The organism is Magnetococcales bacterium, from assembly GCA_015231175.1.
GTDB lineage: Bacteria > Pseudomonadota > Magnetococcia > Magnetococcales > DC0425bin3 > HA3dbin3.
In genome coordinates this window covers 1-3,669 of the sequence record JADGBZ010000150.1, presented here as the reverse complement: position 1 = coordinate 3,669, position 3,669 = coordinate 1, and the positions used below count along the sequence as shown (strand labels likewise).

Below are 3,669 nucleotides of genomic sequence, written 5' to 3'. Positions count from 1 at the left end.
ACCCTTTCAAGAAAAGCTTGGATATGAAAGCCTTTGTCAGGGCTTCGCCCCGAACTCCACCAGGGCGCCAGCCCCCTGGACCCCAATGCGTCAGGATTTTGCGCAGCGACTTTGTCCCACCATGGCCTGACTGCGCAACTGCCCGATAACCTGCCCATAATCGGACTCACTGAAGACTGCCGAACCCGCCACGAAGACATCCGCCCCAGCTTCAGCCGCAGCAGCAATATTGCCCGCCTTGATGCCTCCATCCACCTGCAACTCGATGGCACGACCACTGGCCTGGATCATTTGGCGCACCCGTCGAATTTTACCCAAGGCCGACGGGATGAAGGATTGTCCGCCAAAACCGGGATTGACGCTCATGATCAAAACCATGTCGGCCAAATGCATGACCTCTTCCAGGAGTGTGACCGGCGAGGCGGGGTTGATGGCCACGCCCACGCGGCATCCTTGTTCCCTGACCAGGTTGAGCGTTCGATCCAGATGCCGGGTAGACTCGGCATGGATGGTGAGGATGGCAGCTCCGGCTTTGGCAAACGCCACAACGTACTCGTCCACGGGGGTGACCATCAGGTGGACATCCAGGGGTTGCCGGGTCACCTTGCGCAGGGAGGCCACCACCGGTGGGCCCAGGGTCAGGTTGGGGACAAAATGCCCATCCATGACATCCACATGGATATAATCTGCCCCGGCTGATTCCACGGCTCGTATCTCCTCGCCGAGGCGGGCGAAATCCGCCGATAAAATGGAAGGGGCAATTTTGATCATCTGTGACCTCCTGCCAGGCTGCGTAGACGCCGAACCCGCTCTTCGATGGGTGGATGGGTGGAAAAAAGTCCTGACAGCATGCTACCTGAAAGCGGATTGACAATGAACAGTTGGGCTGTGGCGGGATGGTTTCCCGCACTGGCCAGGGGGAGTGCCCGATTGCCGTGCTCCAGTTTTTCCAGGGCGCGCGCCAACCACAGGGCGTTGCCGCTCAACTCCGCCCCGAAGGCATCGGCGCCATACTCCCGGGAGCGGGAGATGGCCATTTGAATCAGCGTCGCTGCCAGGGGAGCCAGGATCATCATGATGAGTCCGCCCACGATGCCACCCCCCTCCCTGTCGCGATCATCGCGGGATGAGCCAAACATTGTGGCCATGTGTCCCAGCCAGGTGATGGCAGCACCCAGGGTTGCTGCCACGGTCGAGATGAGAATATCGCGGTTGTGCACATGTCCCAACTCATGAGCCATCACCCCGGCCAGCTCCTCCCGGGTGAGAATCCGCATGATGCCTGTGGTGGCGGCCACGGCGGCGTGCTCCGGATTGCGACCGGTGGCAAAGGCGTTGGGGGTGTCATCATCCATGATGTACACTGCTGGCATGGGCAGGTTGGCCCGGCGCGCCAACTCCTCGACAATTTCGTACAACTCCGGCGCATCATTTGGACCGACCGCCTGGGCGTTGTGCATGGAAAGAACCAGCTTGTCCGAAAACCAATAGGCCCCCACATTCATGACCACGGCCAGCAGCAGGGCGGTGGTCATGCCGCTTTGTCCACCCACGGCGTGCCCCACCACCATGAACAAGGCTGCCATGGATGCCAACAGAAGGGTTGTTTTGATGCTGTTCATGGCCGATGACTCCCAAAAAGCAGTTGACCCGACATCCCCCTTGCCCATTCCGCCCCCTGCATGCGCCGCCGGCCTTCGGTTTGAAGTCCGGTCAACACCAGATTTCCCTCGCCACAGACCACCTCCAGACCATCCTCCCGTATGGCCACGACCTTTCCAGGCTCTCCCCCTTCGCTCCGGGCGACTGGGCGGCATGTCAACACCTTGACCACCCGACCATGCAGATGGGTATACGCTCCCGGCCACGGATGGAGCGCCCGGATCTGCCGGTCCACCTCCACGGACCGCCTGCGCCAGTCGATCAGGCCGTCGGCGCGGGTCAGTTTGGCGGCGTAGGTCACCCCGGTGTCCGGCTGGGGCTGTGGCGACACCTTGCCGGTTTGCATGTCGCGGATGGTCTCCAGCAACAGATCCGCGCCCGACTGCGCCAGGGCATCATGCAAACTTCCGCCCGTGGTTGTGGGGGTTATGGGTTCTGCACGCATGCGCAGGATCGGTCCGGTATCCAGGCCCGCCTCCATTTGCATGATGGTCACCCCGCTTTGCGCATCACCCGCCAACAAGGCGCGTTGTATGGGGGCCGCTCCCCGCCAGCGGGGCAACAGGGAGGCATGCACATTGATGCACCCCCGGGCCGGCATGGACAACACCTCCGGGGAGAGAATCTGACCATAGGCCACCACCACCACCAGATCCGGCGCCCATGTCTTCAATGTGGTGACGGCCCCGGGAGACCGCAAGCGCTCAGGCTGAAAAACCGGTATGGCATGTTCCAGGCCTGTCCGTTTGACTGGCGAGGCCTGGACCGCCAAGCCACGTCCCACAGGTTTGTCCGGTTGGGTCAAAATGCCCACCACCGGAATGTTGCTGTTCAGCAGTGCCCGCAGCGCAGGAACCGCAAAGTCCGGTGTTCCCATGAAGACGATGCGCCATTTCTCCATGTTTCAGCTCTCTTCCGCCTGCATCCGACGCAACTTTTTCAAGATGATTTCCCGTTTCAAACGGGAAAGGTGATCGATGAACAGCACTCCGTTCAGATGGTCGATTTCGTGTTGCAGGCAGACGGCCAGCAACCCTCCGGCATCGATGGTCACCTCCTGTCCCTGGCGGTCCCAGGCATGTACCTTGACCCGCGCCGCACGCACCACATCACCGACATTTTCCGGCACCGACAAACACCCCTCCTCCCAGGTGATTTCGCCCTCAGTTGCCACAATCTCCGGGTTGGCCAGAAAGAATGGCCTTTTCACCTTTTCTTCCGAGGACCAGGTGACATCCACGACGATCACTCGTTGCAACACTCCCACCTGTGGAGCAGCCAGACCGATACCCGGGGCGGCATACATGGTTTCCAGCATGTCATCCATCAGTTGCCGGACGCCATCATCCACCCTTGGCACCGCCACCGATTTTTGTTTCAGGCGCTTGTCCGGGGCTTTCAAAATGGTCAACAAAGCCATAAACGCGACAATGCCTCCTTTTGATCGTGAATACCTGCTCCGACGGGCATTCATCCTAACATCACACCCCAACCTGAGAAAGGGCGCACTCGTTGCGGCGGCGGGCAGGCTTCGCTTGACGTGCGCCAACCTCACGCATGGTTTGGTGAACCGCAAGTTTTGTGCAGACCGGAGCCGCAGGACGCACCACCTGGCGGCCTGTGGCTGGGGATGGCATCGGCAAGAGTTGAAGAACACTTCCTGGCACATCAAGATGGGTTTTTGCTAGAATGGGCTCGGGCCCCCGTAGCTCAGCCGGATAGAGCGCCGGATTCCTAATCCGTAGGCCGTGGGTTCAAATCCCGCCGGGGGCACCATTTTACTCTTTATTTTCAATGTGTTATGAGCCATGATATTCTACACAGTTTTTAGTGGTCAAATGACTGTCTAATATCGCCTCTCTCCAAAGCCTGTGTAAAGCGCTACGCCATTTGGCACCGGTTGATGTAAAGCGCTACTGTAAAGCGCTATGTAAAGCGCTACGCCATTTGGCTGTAAAGCGCTACGCCATTTGGCACCGATTGATGCGCAGGATGGCACTGCTTTTT

4 protein-coding genes and 1 tRNA gene are annotated in these 3,669 nt (G+C 59.6%); 1 reads left to right on the top strand and 4 read right to left on the bottom strand.

The features are described 5' to 3' along the window. Positions 1–90: 90 nt before the first annotated feature. The 4 genes from HQL63_16005 to HQL63_15990 are packed head-to-tail and all read right to left on the bottom strand — an operon-like array spanning position 91 to position 3,082. Complete coding sequence (locus tag HQL63_16005) at positions 91–771, bottom strand: ribulose-phosphate 3-epimerase (protein MBF0178326.1); 681 nt, start codon at positions 769–771, stop codon at positions 91–93. Continuing rightward, positions 768–1,622 (bottom strand): zinc metalloprotease HtpX, encoded by an 855-nt coding sequence (gene htpX, locus HQL63_16000; GenBank protein MBF0178325.1) that lies wholly within the window; start codon positions 1,620–1,622, stop codon positions 768–770. Before htpX ends, HQL63_16005 begins: the two co-directional genes overlap by 4 nt. After that, positions 1,619–2,563, bottom strand: coding sequence for a methionyl-tRNA formyltransferase (locus tag HQL63_15995; protein ID MBF0178324.1), 945 nt, complete (start codon positions 2,561–2,563; stop codon positions 1,619–1,621). The genes htpX and HQL63_15995 overlap by 4 nt, the downstream gene beginning before the upstream one ends. A 3-nt stretch (positions 2,564–2,566) precedes the next feature. Then, positions 2,567–3,082 (bottom strand): peptide deformylase, encoded by a 516-nt coding sequence (locus HQL63_15990; protein MBF0178323.1) that lies wholly within the window; start codon positions 3,080–3,082, stop codon positions 2,567–2,569. Positions 3,083–3,361: 279 nt separating this feature from the next. On the opposite strand from HQL63_15990, the gene HQL63_15985 reads away from it, so the two are divergent. Then, positions 3,362–3,438 (top strand) — tRNA-Arg (locus tag HQL63_15985). Positions 3,439–3,669 lie beyond the last annotated feature (231 nt).